A 16,418-nucleotide genomic window follows, 5' to 3' on the forward strand; every position below is an offset into this window, starting at 1 on the left:
CCTGTTCCCGCCTCGTCTGGGCAGCGCTCGACCAGCCCTTGAACGGACTCTCCGCCCACATACCGGAGTAGAAGATGAGCAAACTGATCGCTGCTGTAGGTGCCTCGCTGGCCATGGGCCTGGTGGCAAACGTGCACGCCGCCGAACAACTGAACGTGGTGAGCTGGAGTGGCTATTTCACCCCGCAGATCCTGGAGAAGTTCGAGAAGGAAACCGGTATCAAGGTCACCGTGGATTCCTATGACTCCAACGAGACCCTGCTGGCCAAGCTCAAGCAGGGCGGCACCGGCTATGACGTGGCCATTCCCTCGCACCAGTTCGTGCCGATCCTGATCCAGGAAAAGTTGCTGGAGCGCTTCGACCCGGCCGGCCAGCCGTACTACGCCAACGTCGAGGACAACCTGAAGAAGCCCGCCTGGGACCCGGAAGGCGCCTACGCCGTGCCCTTCATCTGGGGCACCACCAGCGTGGTGCTGGACAGCGCGAAATACAGTGGCCCGGCCGACAGTTACTCGGTGCTGTTCACCCCGCCGAAGGAGCTGCAGGGCAAGATCAACATGTTCGACTCGGCCAGCGAAGTCATCGATACCGCCAGCCTCTACCTGGGCATCCCGCTGTGCAGCGAGGACCCCAAGCAGATGCAACAGGTGCTGACCCTGCTGAAGACCCAGAAGCCCTTCGTGAAGACCTACAGCTCCAAGGCCGGCTCGATCCGCGAGAACCTGGCCTCGGGCGAGGTCGACATGTCGATGTTCTGGGGCGGCTCGTCGATGCGTGCGCGTGAGATGAAATCCAGCCTGAAGTACCTCTACCCGAAAGAGGGCGTGATGGCCTGGGTGGACAACCTGGTGATCCCGGCCGGCGCCAAGCACCCGGAGAACGCGAAGAAGTTCATCGCTTTCCTCAGCCAGCCGGAAAACTCGGCGATGACCCAGAACTTCCTCAAGCACCAGAGCCCGATCAAGGGCGTGGAACCCTTCCTCGATGCCAGCCTCAAGGATGCGCCGGAGCTGCACATCCCCGAGGGCACCAAGGTGGTGTTCAGCAAGACCTGCGGCGAAGGCGCGATCCGCCTGGCCGACCGCATCTGGACCAACCTGATGCGCTGATCCCGCCAGACGGGAATACGGCACAGCGATGCACGCGTGCGCCAGCTCGGCGCAGCGGCATCGCTCGGCCTGAAGAACGCAACAAGCCTCGCCTGCCAGCGGGGTTGCTGAACCCGACATAGGCTTCCCATCTGCCGGAAGCTCCCGATGAAAGAAGGCCGCGCTCCATGAGCCAGTACAAGCACAACAACGAACTCGTCCAGCTCCAGGCCCATGAACTGGCCCAGCGCATCCGCCTGCGCCAGGTGTCCTGCCGCGAAGTCATGCAGGCGCACCTGGCGCAGATCGAACGCTACAACCCGGCGGTCAACGCCATCATCAGCCTGCAGCCCGAAGAGCAGCTGCTCGCCGAGGCCGACCTGCGCGACGCCGAGCTCGCACGCGGCGAATACCGCGGCTGGATGCATGGCCTGCCTCATGCGGTGAAGGACCTGTCGCTGACCCAGGGCATCCGCACCACCCTCGGCTCGCCGCTGTTCCGCGACTATGTGCCCGAACGCGACGGGATCATGGTCGAGCGCATCCGCGCGGCCGGCGCCGTGCTGATCGGCAAGACCAACACCCCGGAATTCGGCCTCGGCTCGCACAGCTACAACCCGATCTTCGGTGCCACCGGCTGCGCCTATGCGCCCGACCGCACTGCCGGCGGCAGCAGCGGTGGCGCGGCAGCGGCCCTGGCGCTGCAGATGGTCCCGGTGGCCGACGGCAGCGACATGATGGGCTCGCTGCGCAACCCGGCGGCGTTCAACAACATCGTCGGCTTCCGTCCGTCCCAGGGCCGCGTGCCCTTCGACGACAGCGCCGACCTGTTCGTCGACCAGCTCGGCTACGAAGGCCCGATGGGCCGCAGCGTGCGTGATGTGGCGCTGCTGCTGTCGGTGCAGGCCGGTGGTGATGCGCGCGCGCCGCTGTCCATCTCCGAGAGTGGCGAGCAGTTCGCCGGCAGGCTGGAGCGCGACTTCAAGGGCGCGCGCCTGGGCTGGCTGGGCGACCTGGGCGGCCACCTGCCGATGGAGCGGGGTGTGCTGGAGCTGTGCCGCAAATCCTTCGCCGACTTCGAAGCCATTGGCTGCCACATCGAAGACACCGCCATGGGCTTCTCCGCCGAGCGTCTCTGGGACACCTGGCGCACCTTGCGTCACTGGATGGTCGCCGGCTCCCTCGGCGCCGCCTATACCGATCCGGCCAAGCGCGAGCTGCTCAAGCCCGAGGCCATCTGGGAAGTGGAGAACGGCCTGAAGCTGTCTGCCATGGACGTGTTCCGTGCCTCCGCCGCGCGCAGCGACTGGTACCGCGCCATCAGCCAGCTGTTCGAGCGCTATGACTATCTGCTGCTGCCCAGCGCGCAACTGTTCCCGTTCGACAAGAGCTGGGACTGGCCGAAGGAAGTCGCCGGCAAGGCCATGGACACCTACCACCGCTGGATGGAGGTGGTGATTCCGGCCACCCTGTCCGGATGCCCGGTGGCCAACGTGCCGGTAGGCTTCAATGAACAGGGCCTGCCCATGGGCATCCAGATCATCGGCAAGCACCAGGCCGACATGGCCGTGCTGCAGCTGGCCCACGCCTACGAGCAGGCTTCGCGCTGGTACCAGCGCTGCCCGCCGCCAATGCTGAAAGGCGACTGATTTATCCACAAGCGAGGGGGACGCATGAACATCAGCTTCTTCCAGGAACTGCTGCAGAGCATCAGCGAGCGCGGCCGGCAATTGCTGGAGTCGCGCGAGCCGGCGCCGGGCAATGCCCAGGCGTTGGCGCAGGCCTGCCGCAAACTGATCTCCGGCCATGGCGAGGCTTCCGGCGTGGCGCTGGCGCGGCAGGTGCTATGCGCCTACCGCGACTGTCCGGAGGAGCAGCAGAAGGCTTTCTTCGACACGCTGCTCATGGACTTCGCGCCGCCTCATGACGCGCTGGCCGAAGCCTGCCAGCGCTATCTCGACGATCCTTCGTCGGCCAACACCACCCAGCTGTTCGAGGCCAGCGAACCACCGCGCCAGGAACTGTTCCGCCGCCTTAATCAGGCGCCGGGCGGCACCGCCGAGCTGATCGCCATGCGCCGCAGGCTGCTGGGGGAACTCAAGGGCAAACCCGAGTTGGCGGCCGTGGACCACGACCTGCAGCACCTGCTGGCGTCCTGGTTCAACCGTGGCTTCCTGGTGCTGCGGCGTATCGACTGGTCGACCCCGGCGTCGATCCTGGAAAAGATCATCAAGTACGAGGCCGTCCACGCGATCAAGGACTGGGACGACCTGCGCAGCCGCCTGCAACCGGCCGACCGCCGCTGCTTCGCCTTCTTCCACCCAGCGCTGGCGGAAGAACCGCTGATCTTCGTCGAGGTGGCGCTGACCCGCGCGATGCCGGGCGCGATTGCAGACATTCTCGAGCCGGCAACAGACGTTCAGCCGGCAGAGGAACCCGATACGGCGGTGTTTTACTCCATCAGCAACTGCCAGGACGGCCTGCGCGGCATTTCCTTCGGCAACTTCCTGATCAAGCAGGTAGTGGAAGAGCTGGCGAGGGAGATTCCCGGCCTGCGCCAGTACGTCACCCTGTCGCCGGTACCCGGCTTCCGTCGCTGGCTCGATGGGCTGGGCGACGACCCGCAACTGGGCGCGGCCGCCACCGACCTGCTCAAGGCGCTCAAGCCCGACGCGGCGCCACCGCCGCGCACCGAGCAGCCGCTGCTGGCGCTGGCCGCCGAATATTTCCTGCACGCCAAGAACGGCGCCGGGCTGCCGCTGGACCCGGTGGCGCGCTTCCACCTCGGCAACGGTGCCCGCCTGGAGCGCCTGAACTGGCGTGGCGACCTTTCCACCAGCGGCCTGCGCCAGGCTGCCGGACTGATGGTCAACTACCGCTACGAACTGCGCCAGATCGAAAAGAACCACGAAGCCTACGCCAACCAGGGCGCGGTCGCGGCCTCACCCGAGGTGCGCAAGCTCGCGACGCTGTCGGCGAAAACAAAACGCTAGGACCTCACCATGAACCAGAGTCTTTTCGCCGAAGTCGGCAAACACCTGCCCAGCGACCTGTCCAAGCCCTTCATCCGCACCCCATTGGGTGGCGGCTACAGCTATGCCGACATGCTGCGCAGCACTTCGCAGTTCGCCCATGCGCTGGTGGAACTTGGCGTGCAGCCGGGCGACCGCGTTGCCGTGCAGGTCGACAAGAGCCCCGAGACGGTGATGCTCTACCTCGCCGTGCTGCGCGTCGGTGCGGTCTACCTGCCGCTCAACAGCGGCTACACCGGCGATGAGCTGCGCTACTTCCTCGACGACGCCGAGCCTTCGCTGTTCGTCTGCGCGCCGGCCTTTGAAGCCCAGGCCCGCGAACTGGCCGAAGCCAGCGGTGTGGCTCGTGTGGCGACCCTGGGCGACCAGGTCGACGGCTCGCTGATGGACGCCGTGCATGGCAAGCCGGGGCGCTTCGTCGACGTGCCGCGCGCCTCCAGCGACCTCGCCGCGATCCTCTATACCTCCGGCACCACCGGGCGTTCCAAGGGGGCGATGATCAGCCACGGCAACCTCGTCTCCAATGCCCGCGCACTGGTGGATGCCTGGCAGATTACCGGCGAGGACTGGCTGCTCCATGCGCTGCCGATCTTCCATATCCACGGCCTGTTCGTGGCCTGCAACAGTCTGCTGATGGCGGGCGGTTCGATGCTCTTCCTCAGCAAGTTCGACGCCGCGCAGATGCTTCGCCTGCTGCCGCAGGTGAACCTGCTGATGGGCGTGCCGACCTTCTACACCCGCCTGCTCGACCAACCCGGCCTGACCCGCGAGGCGGTGGCGCACATGCGCCTGTTCATCTCCGGCTCCGCGCCACTCACCGCCGAGACCCACAAGGCGTTCTCCGAACGCACCGGCATGGCGATCCTCGAGCGCTACGGCATGACCGAGACGGGCATGAACACTTCCAACCCGCTGGATGGCGAGCGCATTGCCGGCACTGTCGGCTTCCCGCTGCCGGGTGTCGAACTGCGCATCACCGATCCTTCGCAGTCCGCGCCGACCCTGCTGCCACAGGGCGAGCCGGGGATGATCGAGGTGCGTGGGCCGAACGTGTTCCAGGGCTACTGGCGCATGCCGGAGAAGACCGGCGAGGAGCTGCGCGCGGACGGCTACTTCATGACCGGCGATATCGGCTTCATCGATGACAAGGGCTACGTGCAGATCGTCGGCCGCAACAAGGACATGATCATCAGCGGCGGCTTCAACGTGTATCCCAAGGAGCTGGAGGAAATCCTCGACACCCTGCCGGGCGTGGTCGAGTCGGCGGTGATCGGCGTGCCGCACCCGGACTTCGGCGAGGGCGTTACCGCCGTGCTGGTGGCCAGCCAAGGGCAGGCGCCGAGCGAGGCCCAGGTGCTCGCCGCGCTGGACGGCAAGCTGGCGCGCTTCAAGCAGCCCAAGCGGGTGATGGTGGTCGATGCGCTGCCGCGCAATGTGATGGGCAAGGTGCAGAAGAACGTGCTGCGTGAGCAGTTCAAGGCGCTGTATTCCTGAGCCTTGCGTACCTGAAAAAGCCCCGTTCGCGGGGCTTTTGCTTTCGTAGGAGCGGACTCCGTCCGCGATGTGTCTGTCTCGCGCCTTTGTTTCCCGCGTCGCGCCGGAGTGCGCGCTGGCTCCCTGTTTCGCCCCCTCGGGCGACCCACTTTGGCAAACGACCCAAAGTGGGCAAAGGTCTTGCCCCAATCATCCGGTTTTTCGCTTGGGGCGAAAAATGCCCTCGTTGAAGCGAAGTTCCAGGGGCCCGCCACGACGGGCCATCCCTGGCCCATCGTGGCTCTCGCGGCATCCATGCCGCTCAACCCCTGAAACTCCGCTTCAACGAGGCCTCCTGAACGGGGCCGTTCGGAGTGCGTGGATGTTCCTCTGGAAATCTCTTTAAAGCCAAAGCCAAAGCCAGAGTCGGTGAGATAGGGCGCTTCGTAGGAGCGAGCTTGCTCGCGAATCGCTTAACGCCGGATTCTCCTGTAAGAGCGACAGAATGGAAAAAGCCCCGCTTGAGCGGGGCTTTTTGTGTCGCCGGAACGCTATCAGCGAACCGTCACCACCACCTTGCCCACCGCCTTGCGCTGGCCCAGGTGGTTGATCGCGTCGGCGGCTTTCTCCAGCGGGAAAGTCTGCGACACCAGCGGCTTGATCTTGCCGTCGGCGAACCATTTGAACAGCTGCTGGAAGTTCGCCGCGTTGTCCTGCGGCTGGCGCTGGGCGAAGGAGCCCCAGAACACGCCGACCAGGGAGGCACCCTTGAGCAGGGTGAGGTTGGCCGGCAGCGACGGGATGGTGCCGCTGGCGAAACCGACCACCAGCATACGGCCGTTCCAGGCGATGGAGCGGAAGGCTTCCTCGAACAGGTCGCCGCCGACCGGGTCGTAGATCACGTCCACGCCCTGGCCGCCGGTGATTTCCTTGAGCTTGTCCTTCAGGCTGCCTTCGCTGTAGTTGATCAGCACGTCGGCACCGGCGGCCTTGGCCACTTCCAGCTTGGCCTCGCTGCTGGCGGCGGCGATCACCTTGGCGCCCATGGCCTTGCCGATTTCCACGGCAGCCAGGCCCACGCCACCGGAGGCGCCGAGCACCAGCAGGGTCTCGCCCGGCTGCAGGTTGGCGCGCTGTTTGAGTGCGTGCATGGAGGTGCCGTAGGTCATGCCGAAGGCCGCGGCGCTGGCGAAATCCATGCCGTCGGGAATCGGCATCACGCTGTAGCCGGGCACCGCCACTTCCTCGGCGAAGCTGCCCCAGCCGGTCAGCGCCATCACGCGGTCGCCGGGCTTCACATGGGTGACTTTCTCGCCGACCGCGCCGACTACGCCGGCAGCCTCGCCACCCGGGGAGAACGGGAAGGGCGGTTTGAACTGGTATTTGCCCTCGATGATCAGCGTATCGGGGAAGTTAACCCCGGCGGCATGCACCTGCAGCAGGACTTCGTTCTTCTTCGGCTCGGGGCTGGCGATGTCTTCCAGCACCAGGGTTTCGGCGGGGCCGAAGGCTTTGCACAGCACGGCTTTCATTCGAAGTACTCCGTTGGCGGGTTCTTGTTTCCGAGTGGGGCAGTGTAGGAGTGCAGGGGCAGGGGGCAAATCACCATGGCCTCGGCTTATGCCCCGATATAGCTTGGGCGGCGGCGCGACTGTGGCTATCCTTTGCCCATCGAATCCGGAGACATCGCCTTGAGAGCTTTCCTCGCCCTGTTGCTGGTCCTTTCCTTCAGCCCCTTCGTCATCGCCTCCGAGTCCGAAGAGGCCAAGCCGGAAGACGCCAACAAGCCGGTCTTCGTCGACCTGACGCCGGCCCTGGTGGGTAACTACGGCAGCGGCCCGCGGCTGAAGTACTTCAAAGCCGACATCGCCCTGAAGGTCATCGGCAAGGAAGCGTCGGAGAAGGTCGAGCACCACGAGCCGCTGATCCGCAACCAACTGGTGATGCTGTTTGCCCAGCAAACGGATGAATCCCTCGGCAGCGTCGACGGCAAGGAAAAACTGCGCCAGGAAGCGCTGAAGCAGGTGCAGACCGTGCTGCAGCAGGAAGAAGGCAAGCCACTGGTCGACGACCTGCTGTTCAACAACCTGATCGTCCAGCCCTGAGCGCTTCCCGAGGCGCCTGCATGAGCGCAACTCATCTGCGCACCGCAGGCGCCACCGTTTTCCGGCTGCGGCCACCCGTCGCAATGCCGGTCTGAAAGTCCCGCCTCGCAAGGCGCGTAGGAAATTTCCTCTGCACGCCTGACCTGAATCAAACCCCATTTGCCGCCGGTCGCCGAACATCCCCTCATGATTCGCTCGAATTCGAGCGCCTGGACAAGGGGAAATCGGATGACAGGAAACGCAAAAAGCTGGCGCACCCGCGGTCTCGCGGTGCTGGTGGTGGCCGTGCTCGCCGCGCTGGCCTGGCAGACGTTCAAGCCGACCGGGCTGGGCGAAGGTTTTGCCAGCGGCAACGGGCGCATCGAAGCCACCGAGGTGGACGTTGCGACCAAACTCGCCGGGCGGGTGGCGGAAATCCTCGTGGACGAAGGTGACTTCGTGAAGACCGGCCAGGTCGTCGCGCGCATGGATACCCAGGTGCTCAAGGCCCAGCTGGCGCAGGCCGAGGCCGAGGTGCGGCGGGCGCAGAACGCCAAGCTCACCGCCGAGTCCCTGGTGGCCCAGCGGCACAGCGAGAAGGCCACCGCCGAAGCCATGGTCGCCCAGCGCCAGGCCGAGCTTACCGCTGCGCAGAAGCGCTTCACCCGCACCGAGCAGCTGGTCAAGCGCAACGCCCTGCCGCAACAGCAACTCGACGATGACCGCGCAGCCCTGCAGAGCTCCCAGGCGGCGCTGGCTGCTTCGCGCTCCCAGGTCATCTCGGCTCAGGCCAGCATCGCTGCTGCCAGCTCCCAGGTGATCGAGGCGCAGTCGGCCATCGAGGCCGCCACTGCGAGCACCGTGCGCCTGCAGGCCGACATCGACGACAGCGACCTCAAGGCCCCGCGCAACGGCCGCGTGCAGTACCGCGTGGCGCAGCCGGGCGAGGTCCTGCCGGCCGGCGGCAAGCTGCTCAACATGGTCGACCTGGCCGATGTCTACATGACCTTCTTCCTGCCCTCGGGCCAGGCCGGCAAGGTCGAGCTGGGGCAGGAAGTGCACCTGGTGATCGATGCGGTGCCGGAGTACGTGATCCCGGCCAAGGTGTCCTACGTCGCCAGCGTCGCGCAGTTCACGCCCAAGACCGTGGAGACTGCCAACGAGCGCGAGAAGCTGATGTTCCGCGTCAAGGCGCGCCTCGATCCGGGCCTGCTGGAGAAGTACATCACCTACGTGAAGACCGGCGTGCCGGGCATGGCCTATATGCGCCTCGACCCGCAGGTGGAATGGCCGGCTGACCTGCAGATCAAGGTCCCGCAATGAGCGGCGCCGGCTGCGTGGCGCATCTCACCGGCGTCTCGCTGCGCTACGGCGAGACCCGCGCGGTGGACGACGTCAGCCTGGCAATCCCGGCCAACCGCATGGTCGGCCTGATCGGCCCGGATGGTGTCGGCAAGTCCAGCCTGCTGGCGCTGCTGGCCGGCGCGCGGAAGATGCAGGACGGCGAGATCCAGGTGCTCGGCGGCGACATGCGCGACGTGCGCCATCGCCGCGCCGTGTGCCCGCGCATCGCCTACATGCCGCAAGGGCTGGGCAAGAACCTCTACCCGACGCTCTCGGTGTTCGAGAACGTCGATTTCTTCGGTCGCCTGTTCGGCCACGACAAGGCCGAGCGCGAGCGGCGCATCGCCGACCTGCTGCAGAGTACCGGGCTGGCGCCTTTCGCCGAGCGGCCGGCGGGCAAGCTGTCCGGTGGCATGAAGCAGAAGCTCGGGCTGTGCTGCGCGCTGATCCATGACCCCGACCTGCTGATCCTCGACGAACCCACCACCGGCGTCGACCCGCTGTCGCGCAACCAGTTCTGGGAATTGATCGGTCGTATCCGCGCCGGTCGCGAAGGCATGAGCGTGCTGGTGGCCACCGCCTACATGGAGGAGGCCGAGCGCTTCGACTGGCTGGTGGCGATGGACGAGGGCAAGGTGCTCGCCACCGGGACACCCGCCGAGTTGCGCGAGCAGACATCGACGCAGAACCTCGAGGAGGCGTTCATTGCGCTGCTGCCCGAGAGCAAGCGTGCTGGCCACCACAAGCTGGTGATTCCCCCGCGTCCGCAGAATGACGGTGCACCGCAGATCGCCATCGAGGCCGAGGGGCTGACCTGTCGCTTCGGCGATTTCGTCGCGGTGGACCATGTCAGCTTCCGCATCGAGCGCGGGGAAATCTTCGGCTTCCTCGGTTCCAACGGCTGCGGCAAGTCCACCACCATGAAGATGCTCACCGGCCTGTTGCCGGCCAGCGAAGGCACCTGCGCGCTGTTCGGCCAGCCGGTCAACGCCAACGACATGGAGACTCGCCGCCGTGTGGGCTACATGTCCCAGGCGTTCTCGCTGTACGCCGAGCTGACGGTGCTGCAGAACCTCGAACTGCACGCGAAACTCTTCCACCTGCCGCCTGAACAGATCGGCCCGCGCGTGGAGGAAATGCTCCAGCGCTTCGACCTCGGCAAGGTCCGCAACGAACTGCCCGACAGCCTGCCGCTGGGCATTCGCCAGCGCCTGTCGCTGGCCGTGGCGGTGATCCACAAGCCGGAAATCCTGATCCTCGACGAGCCCACCTCGGGCGTCGACCCGGTAGCCCGCGACGGCTTCTGGGAGCTGATGGTCGAGCTGTCGCGCAACGATGGCGTGACCATCTTCATCTCCACCCACTTCATGAACGAGGCCGAGCGCTGCGACCGCATCTCGCTGATGCACGCCGGCAAGGTGCTCGACAGCGACACCCCGCAGGGGCTGATCGACAAGCGCGGCTTGCCGACCCTGGAAGCCACCTTCATCGCCTACCTGGAAGAAGCCGCCGGCAGCGCGCCAGTGCCGGAAACGGCCCCTGCGCCGGAGCCGGCCACTGAATCCACGCGCTACAAGGGCAGCGATCGCTTCAGCTGGCTGCGCCTGTTCAGCTACGCGCGCCGCGAGGCCATGGAGCTGCGCCGCGACCCGATCCGCCTGACCCTGGCGCTGGTCGGCACTGCGCTGCTGATGTTCATCATCGGCTACGGCATCAACATGGATGTCGAGGACCTGACCTACGCCGTGCTCGACCGCGACCAGACCACCACCAGCCAGGCCTACGCGCTGAACATCGCCGGATCGCGCTACTTCATCGAGAAGCAGGCGATCCAGGACCCGGACGACCTGGAGCGGCGCCTGCGCAGCGGCGACATCAGCCTGGCGGTGGAGATCCCGCCGAACTTCGGCCGCGACCTCAAGCGTGGCGCCGACCCGGCCATCGGCGTGTGGATCGACGGCGCCATGCCGACTCGCGCCAACACCGTGCTCGGCTACGTGCAGGGGCTCCACGCCAGTTACCTCGCCGACCTTGCGCGGCAGAACGGCAGCGCCGCTGCCAGCGCGGCCGCAAGCACCGAGGTGCGCTACCGCTACAACCCGGATGTGGAGAGCCTCAAGGCCATGGTGCCGGCGGTGATCCCGCTGCTGCTGATCATGATCCCGGCGATGCTCACCGCCCTGGGCGTGGTGCGTGAGAAGGAGCTGGGCTCGATCACCAACCTCTACGTCACGCCGGTCACGCGCCTGGAGTTCCTGCTGGGCAAGCAGCTGCCCTACATCGGCATGGGCATGATCAACTTCGTGCTGATGCTGGCGATGGCCGTGCTGCTGTTCCAGGTGCCGCTCAAGGGTAGCTTCCTCGCGCTGCTGGTCGGCGCGTTCCTCTACGTGGTGACCAGCACGGGGCTGGGGCTGCTGCTCTCGACCTTCATGAAGAGCCAGATCGCCGCGGTGTTCGGCACCGCCATCGCCACCATGATCCCGGCGATCCAGTTCTCCGGGTTGATCCACCCGGTGTCGTCGCTGGAAGGCGCGGCAGCCTTCATCGGCCAGCTCTACCCGACCTCGCATTTCCTCATCATCAGCCGTGGCGCCTTCTCCAAGGCGCTGGGCTTCCCCGACCTGTGGGTCTACTACCTGCCGCTGGCGGCGATGATCGTGGTGCTGACGCTGCTCAGCGTGGCCTGCCTGAAGAAGCAGGAGGACTGAGCCATGAAGAAGCTGGCGAACATCTTCAACCTCGGTATCAAGGAGTTCCGCAGCCTGGGCCGCGACTACGCGATGCTGATCCTGATCGCCTGGGCCTTCACCCTGGGTGTCTACAGCTCCGCCACCGGCGTGCCGGAAACCTTGCACCACGCGCCCATCGCCATCGTCGACGAGGACCAGTCGCAGCTCTCCTCGCGCATCGTCAACGCCTTCCAGCCGCCGTATTTCCGCACGCCGGAGATGATCGGCCACGCGGAGATGGACCGTGGCATGGACGTCGGCCTGTACACCTTCACCCTGGATATCCCGCCGGACTTCCAGCGCGACGTGCTGGCCGGGCGGCAACCGGCGATCCAGGTCAACGTCGATGCGACGCAGACCGGTCAGGCCTTCTCCGGCGCTGGGTACATCCAGAACATCGTCGGCACCGAGGTGCGTGAGTTCGTCAGCCGCTACCGTGCCGAGTCGGCGATGCCGGCGGAGCTGGCGGTGCGTATGGAGTTCAACCCGAACCTGACGCAGGCCTGGTTCGGCGCGGTGATGGAGGTGATCAACCAGATCACCATGCTGTCGATCATCCTCACCGGCGCCGCGCTGATTCGCGAGCGCGAGCACGGCACCGTCGAGCACCTGCTGGTGATGCCGCTGACCGCCTTCGAGATCATGATGGCCAAGGTCTGGTCGATGGGCACCGTGGTGCTGGTGGCGGCAGCGATCTCGCTGCAACTGGTGGTGCGCGGTTGGCTGGACGTGCCGATCAGCGGCTCGGTGGGGTTGTTCCTGCTGGGCGCGGCGCTGCACCTGTTCGCCACCACATCGATGGGCATCTTCCTCGGCACCGTGGCGCGCTCGATGCCGCAGCTGGGGTTGCTGGTGATCCTGACGCTGATGCCGCTGCAGATTCTGTCCGGCGGCACCACGCCGCGCGAGAGCATGCCGGAGCTGGTGCAGACCATCATGCTGGCGGCGCCGACCACGCACTTCGTCAGCCTGGCCCAGGCGATTCTTTATCGTGGGGCCGACCTGTCCATCGTATGGCCACAGCTGCTGGCCATCGTCGGGATCGGTGCGGCGTTCTTCAGCGGCGCGCTGTGGCGCTTCCGTCGGACCATCGGGCAGATGGCCTAGGCCGGCTTTTCGTAGGAGCGAGGGGGACGCCTAGTTCTTGCTCGCGAACCTGCCCGACGCCGACGCTGCCGGTCAATCCGTTCGCGAGCAAGCTCGCTCCTACAGGGGAACTGTTACTCCACCGGCCACACACACGTCTGGTTCCGCCCCCTGTGCTTGGCCGCGTACAGCGCACGGTCGGCCTGGGCGATCAGCTGGTCCGGCTCGGCGTCCTGGCCGGGCGTGGCAATGGCCAGGCCGATGCTGACCGTCAACCGACCCAGCTCCGCTGCCGGATGGGCGATGGCGAGTTCCGCCACGTGCTGGTGGATGCGCGCTGCGACGTGGCCGGCGCCCTCGGCACCGGTGTCGGTGAGGATGATCACGAACTCTTCGCCGCCAAAGCGGCAGGCAACGTCGCCCTCGCGTTGCAGGCACTCCTGCAGGCAGCTGGCAACGCGGCGCAGGGCGTCGTCGCCAGCGAGGTGCCCGAGGCAGTCGTTGAAGCGCTTGAAGTGGTCGACGTCGAGCATCAGCACCGCCAGCGGCGCGTCGGCCCGGCGCAGGCGGCGCCATTCGCTCTGCAGCTGGCGGTCGAAGTAGCGGCGGTTGTACAAGCCGGTCAGCCCGTCCTGCTGCGACAGCTTCTGCAGCTGTGCCTCGAGCTGCAGGCGTTCGCTGTTATCGCGGGCCACGGCGATCAGGTAGTCGCGGTCGCCCTGGTGGATCAGCTGGGTATTGATCTCCGCGGGCTGCAGGCTGCCGTCGCGGCGCTGCATTTCGCGCTGGAAGATCATCGACAGGTTCAGTCGGTGCGCCTGCTGTACCAGCTGGATCCAGGCGTGGAAGCCGGGAACCAGCCGTTCGGGGTCTTCGCGCAGCAGGTGGCGGAATTCCTCGGCGCTGTAGCCCAGGGCGTTGTAGGTGGCGCGGTTCATGTGCAGCAGCTCGCGGTGCTGCAGGTCGAAGATGAACAGCGCGTCGCGGCTGGAGTCGGTGAGGTCGAGCGCCAGCTGCAGGCGTTCGCGGCTCTCGTGCAGGGTGGCCTCGACGGACTGGCGCTGTTCCGCCTCCTGGTTGAGCAACTGGTTGCTGGCGCTCAGGGCGGTGGCGCGGCGGGCGTTCTCTCGGGCGAGGAACAGCGCTGCCACCAGCAGGAGGCTGATCGCGACGCCGCCGCCAAAAACCACCAGCGGCAACGGCGAGGACAGCGACCTGACCAGTTGCGCCGTCGGGCTGAGCTCCAGTTCGAAGCTGCGGTTGTTGAGCAGGCGCAGCGGTACGCGCAGGGTCTGGTCGGCATCGCTGTCGGGCTGCTCGCGCACGTAGAGCGGGCGACCATGCTCCAGCAGGCGGACGGTGAACAGCTGGTTGTCGAGCTGTTGCAGCAGGTTGTCCATCAGGTTGCCGACGCGAAACACGCCCTGCATGAACCCGTCGAATTGCAGCTCATTGTCCGCGCCACGGATGAACACCGGCGTATACAGGACGAAGCCGCGGCCGCCCTGGAGCAGCTCCACACTGTCGCTCAGGCGCGGCTTGCCACTGTCGCGGGCGGCAATGGCGGTGGCGTAGTTGGGGTGATGGTCGGTGAGTTGGAAGTTCAGCGCCGCCTCGTTGCCCTGCAAGGGCTCCAGCCAGCGGATACGCAGGTCCGGCCCTGACCACTGGATCGACTGGTAGCCGGGGAAGCTGCGCACGTAGAAGCGTGCGTCCAGCTCCCATTCGGCGCGGGGCATGCGGCCGTGGTGGGTCCACAGTTGGGCGAGCAGGTCCAGGCCCTGGACCTGCTCGTGGAGGTTGGCTTCCAACCGGTGTGCCAGGCTGCGCCCCTGGTAGGTCAGGCGCTCCTGCACGCGCTGCCGTTCACTGCCTGCCAGCTCTTCGCCGAGCCAGGCGCTGGCGAGCAGGAGCACGCAGAGCAGACCGCCAAGCCCGAGGTAGGTAGCTAGTGAGGACTGAAGGCGGTGCATGCGGCGAATTCCGGGAGCTTCAGTAACCTAATAGCACAATGCCTCTATTTGTGCGCCAGGCCGACGACAATCGCCCATTGTTCAGCGGTGACCGGCATGACCGACAGGCGGCTGCCCTTCTGCACCAGGGGCATCTCCTCCAGCCCGGCCTGGGCCTTGAGCGTGCCGAGCGGCAGCACTGAGCGGAAGGCCTCGACGAAACCGACATCGCGGGCCGTCCAGGGGTTCTTCTCTGCGCTGGCCTTGGGGTCGTGGTAGTGGCTTTTCGGGTCCAGCGCGGTCGGGTCCGGGTAGGCCTCGCCCGTTATCTCGGCAATGCCGGCAATGCCCGGCTCCGGGCAGCTGGAGTGGTAGAAGAAGAACAGGTCGCCCGGCTGCATGCTGCGCATGAAGTTGCGTGCCTGATAGTTGCGCACGCCGTCCCAGCGCGCGGTCTTCAGGCGTTGGAGGTCGTGGATCGAAAGTTCGTCGGGCTCGGATTTCATCAGCCAGTAAGCGCGTGCCATCCGCGAGGGTCTCCTTGTGCGTGGCGGTTCGTGATCGTTTTTACTAACGATAGGTGGTTCCCTGCGACAAGCTGCCGACTCGCCGGAAACAAATTGTAGGAAGAATATGTAGGAGCATCGGCATGAACATTGCCTGAAAGTGCCGAGAGTTTCGGGGGCGGCCGATCCTCCGACGACCGGTTGGCGCCAGAATTGCGAGACGCCCCGCATTGTCGGAGAATGCCGCCGTTTTTAGCTTGGCCTGCCGGACGGACCAAAAACCACCGCCGGCCGTCATGAACAATTGCCTGGAAGGGGGAGGCAATCGATGAAGCGCAAGCCTGATCTTTTGTGGGTGTTGGTAATACTTTTCGGTCTGGGTGTCGTCACGACCGGTTACACCCAGAGCCTGTGGGAACAACGCCAGGGCAACGCCCCGGTGCAGGTCACCCAGCAGCCCTGATTCGCCGGGGCGCTATCGAGACGGCTATCGCAAGGACCGCGATGCCGTAGCGAGACGGCCATACCAGCCGTCATCCGTCACAATGCCCATCAGCGGCACATCCCAGCTCGCCAGTTCCAGCTTATCGACCTTCTGGCATTCATGCGCCAGGCCCAAAAGTGTCGGTTTCTGCCAATTTTTGCGCATTCCCAGGTAGGCCAGGGTACGGTCGTAGAACCCCTTGCCCATGCCCAGCCGGCCGCCTTGCGGATCGAAGCCCACCAGTGGCAGCAACAGCAGGTCCAGCGCCCAGGCCGGGCGTTGGCGCCGACGGTCGGCCTGCGGTTCGGCGATGTTGAAGCGATTGCGTACCCAGCGCTCGCCAATGCCGACCTGCTGGAAGGACATGTGCGTGCGTGGCCAGTCGGAAAGCACCGGCAGGTAGGTCGCCTTGCCACGCTGCTGCGCAGCCTTCATCAGGGGGCGCGGGTCGATCTCGCCGTCAGCCGGCAGATACAACGCAATGTGCTTCGCCCGGCGAAACAGCGGATGTTGCGCAAGCTGGCGGTACAGGGCTTGTGCGGCGAGGCGTTGCTGGAGGGGAGTGAGTGCGCGTCTGGCCTGGCGCAGCTGGCGGCGCAGGGCAGGGCGGGAGAGGGAATCTGCGTGGATCATGGAA

Annotated in this window: 13 protein-coding genes; 9 read left to right on the plus strand and 4 right to left on the minus strand. The window is 65.9% G+C overall.

Annotated features, from left to right (window positions below; all coding sequences use genetic code 11):
• Positions 1 to 113 precede the first annotated feature (113 nt).
• The 4 genes from RS899_RS28695 to RS899_RS28710 all read left to right on the plus strand — a co-directional run bounded on the left by RS899_RS28695 (position 114) and on the right by RS899_RS28710 (position 5,614).
• The gene (locus RS899_RS28695) at positions 114 to 1,109 is read left to right on the plus strand and encodes an extracellular solute-binding protein (RefSeq protein ID WP_371914085.1); all 996 of its coding nucleotides are present in this window, start codon (positions 114 to 116) and stop codon (positions 1,107 to 1,109) included.
• Between the two features lie 167 nt (positions 1,110 to 1,276).
• Complete coding sequence (locus RS899_RS28700; RefSeq protein ID WP_315808633.1) at positions 1,277 to 2,737, plus strand: amidase; 1,461 nt, start codon at positions 1,277 to 1,279, stop codon at positions 2,735 to 2,737.
• A gap of 24 nt (positions 2,738 to 2,761) precedes the next feature.
• Entirely contained in the window at positions 2,762 to 4,081 is a 1,320-nt protein-coding gene (locus RS899_RS28705) for a malonyl-CoA decarboxylase (RefSeq protein ID WP_315808634.1), read from the plus strand.
• Between the two features lie 9 nt (positions 4,082 to 4,090).
• Positions 4,091 to 5,614: a malonyl-CoA synthase gene (locus tag RS899_RS28710; protein ID WP_315808635.1), complete on the plus strand. Its 1,524-nt coding sequence runs from the start codon at positions 4,091 to 4,093 to the stop codon at positions 5,612 to 5,614.
• A 533-nt stretch (positions 5,615 to 6,147) separates the two neighbouring features.
• On the opposite strand, the gene RS899_RS28715 is transcribed toward RS899_RS28710, so the two are convergent.
• The gene (locus tag RS899_RS28715) at positions 6,148 to 7,125 is read right to left on the minus strand and encodes an NADPH:quinone oxidoreductase family protein (protein ID WP_315808636.1); all 978 of its coding nucleotides are present in this window, start codon (positions 7,123 to 7,125) and stop codon (positions 6,148 to 6,150) included.
• Positions 7,126 to 7,284: 159 nt separating this feature from the next.
• On the opposite strand from RS899_RS28715, the gene RS899_RS28720 reads away from it, so the two are divergent.
• The 4 genes from RS899_RS28720 (at position 7,285) to RS899_RS28735 (ending at position 12,860) form a co-directional block, all read left to right on the plus strand.
• A complete protein-coding gene (locus RS899_RS28720; protein ID WP_037013440.1) occupies positions 7,285 to 7,698 on the plus strand; it encodes a flagellar basal body-associated protein FliL in 414 nt (137 codons plus the stop codon).
• 228 nt (positions 7,699 to 7,926) lie between these two features.
• Positions 7,927 to 9,000 carry an HlyD family secretion protein gene (locus RS899_RS28725; protein ID WP_054907761.1) on the plus strand — a complete coding sequence of 358 codons (1,074 nt, stop codon included), beginning with the start codon at positions 7,927 to 7,929 and terminating at the stop codon, positions 8,998 to 9,000.
• On the plus strand, positions 8,997 to 11,732 hold the full coding sequence (gene rbbA / locus RS899_RS28730; RefSeq protein WP_054907762.1) for a ribosome-associated ATPase/putative transporter RbbA: 2,736 nt from the start codon (positions 8,997 to 8,999) through the stop codon (positions 11,730 to 11,732). Before RS899_RS28725 ends, rbbA begins: the two co-directional genes overlap by 4 nt.
• A gap of 3 nt (positions 11,733 to 11,735) precedes the next feature.
• Positions 11,736 to 12,860, plus strand: coding sequence for an ABC transporter permease (locus RS899_RS28735; RefSeq protein ID WP_054907763.1), 1,125 nt, complete (start codon positions 11,736 to 11,738; stop codon positions 12,858 to 12,860).
• Between the two features lie 113 nt (positions 12,861 to 12,973).
• Here the strand turns inward: RS899_RS28735 and RS899_RS28740 are convergent, their stop codons facing one another.
• The gene (locus RS899_RS28740) at positions 12,974 to 14,812 is read right to left on the minus strand and encodes a diguanylate cyclase (protein WP_315808637.1); all 1,839 of its coding nucleotides are present in this window, start codon (positions 14,810 to 14,812) and stop codon (positions 12,974 to 12,976) included.
• Between the two features lie 44 nt (positions 14,813 to 14,856).
• Positions 14,857 to 15,318 (minus strand): EVE domain-containing protein, encoded by a 462-nt coding sequence (locus RS899_RS28745; RefSeq protein WP_233297027.1) that lies wholly within the window; start codon positions 15,316 to 15,318, stop codon positions 14,857 to 14,859.
• Positions 15,319 to 15,625: 307 nt separating this feature from the next.
• Here RS899_RS28745 and RS899_RS28750 point away from each other — a divergent pair, with 307 nt between their 5' ends.
• On the plus strand, positions 15,626 to 15,760 hold the full coding sequence (locus tag RS899_RS28750) for a hypothetical protein (protein ID WP_128082560.1): 135 nt from the start codon (positions 15,626 to 15,628) through the stop codon (positions 15,758 to 15,760).
• A gap of 24 nt (positions 15,761 to 15,784) precedes the next feature.
• On the opposite strand, the gene RS899_RS28755 is transcribed toward RS899_RS28750, so the two are convergent.
• Complete coding sequence (locus RS899_RS28755; RefSeq protein ID WP_315808638.1) at positions 15,785 to 16,414, minus strand: 5-formyltetrahydrofolate cyclo-ligase; 630 nt, start codon at positions 16,412 to 16,414, stop codon at positions 15,785 to 15,787.
• Positions 16,415 to 16,418: the final 4 nt, after the last annotated feature.

The sequence above is a fragment of the Pseudomonas sp. C9-3 genome (assembly GCF_032392015.1).
Taxonomy (GTDB): domain Bacteria; phylum Pseudomonadota; class Gammaproteobacteria; order Pseudomonadales; family Pseudomonadaceae; genus Pseudomonas; species Pseudomonas nitroreducens.